Genomic DNA, 1,249 nt, shown 5'->3' with positions numbered 1-1,249 from the left:
GCCTGCGCCTGCTCGATCACGCTGCGCTGCTGGCCGACCTGCGCGTCGAGCGTCGCGGCCGCGGCTTCCTCGGCCTGCAGCGTCGCATCGGCCGCGGCGACGGCCGCCTGCGCATCGTCGAGTTTCGCGCGATAGTCGCGATCGTCGAGCGTGACGAGTACGTCACCGCGTTTCACGGGCTGGTTGTCGTCGACGGCCACGCGGGCGACATAGCCGGCCACGCGCGGGCTGACGGTCACGATGTCGGCGCGTACGTACGCATCGTCGGTGTGCTCGATGAAGCGTCCGACCGTCCACCAGCGCCAGCCGAACCCGGCCAGCGCGATGACGGTGATGAAGACGCCGGCGGCGATCCAGTGGCGCCGCGCGAAACGGGCGGATTTCTCGGGTACGGCTGTGGTGCTCATGATCGGAATCGGAATGGTTGAATGCGGGCGGATTGACGTGCGGATTCACGAACGGCCGGCTAGCGCTGCCAGCCGCCCCCCAGTGCCTTGAAGACGGCGACCTGATCGAGCGCAACCTGCTGCGTCGACGCGGCCAGCGCGGCATCGACCGCGACGAGGCTGCGCTGCGCGTCGAGCACGCCGAGAAAATCCAGCGCGCCCGCGTCGTAGTTCAGTTCGGCGAGCCGGTAAGCGCGCGCGTGCTCGGCACGCGCGGTGTCGAGCGCAGCCTTGTGGCGCCACTCGGCGCCATAGCGGGCGAGCGCCTGTTCGGTTTCCTTCAGCGCGCGCAGCACCTGCGCATCGAACGACGCGCGCGCGGCGGCATCGTCCGCGCGGGCCTGTGCAAGCTGTGCGCGGCTCGCCGCAAGATTCGGAAAGCGCCAGGTGATCAGCGGCCCGACGCCCCACGCGATCGCGTACTTGTCGCCGAGCGACGACGGATCGCCGGTCGTCGACAGCCAGTTCACCGAACCGCCGAGCACGATCGACGGATACAGCTCGGCCGTCGCGACACCGACCCGCGCATTCGACGCGGCGAGCCGCCGCTCGCTTTCGCGCAGGTCGGGGCGGCGGCGGAGCAGCGCGGCGCCATCCCCGATCGGAAACGGTCGCGCCAGCACCGGCGTCGCATGGCAGCGTGCGGCCGCGTCGGAAATCGCGCCGGGCGCGTGCCCGGCCAGCTCCGCCAGCGCATTCAACAACGACGCAGCCGCGAACCCTGCCGCGTCCGATGCCGCGCCGCTCGCGCCGCCTGTCGTGCACTACCCGCCCGATGACGACGACGCGAAGCCCGCGGCCAA

Annotated in this window: 2 protein-coding genes; both read right to left on the bottom strand. The window is 71.3% G+C overall.

The window, feature by feature from the left end; genetic code table 11:
* A partial coding sequence (locus G3N93_RS40315) for a biotin/lipoyl-binding protein (RefSeq protein ID WP_206135558.1) occupies positions 1–407 on the bottom strand: 407 nt, incomplete at its 3' end.
* A 59-nt stretch (positions 408–466) separates the two neighbouring features.
* Positions 467–1,069, bottom strand: coding sequence for a TolC family protein (locus G3N93_RS40310; protein WP_307873460.1), 603 nt, complete (start codon positions 1,067–1,069; stop codon positions 467–469).
* Positions 1,070–1,249 lie beyond the last annotated feature (180 nt).

The sequence above is a fragment of the Burkholderia sp. Se-20378 genome (assembly GCF_017104665.1).
GTDB classification, from domain to species: domain Bacteria; phylum Pseudomonadota; class Gammaproteobacteria; order Burkholderiales; family Burkholderiaceae; genus Burkholderia; species Burkholderia lata.
This window is presented reverse-complemented; position numbering and strand designations above follow the sequence as displayed.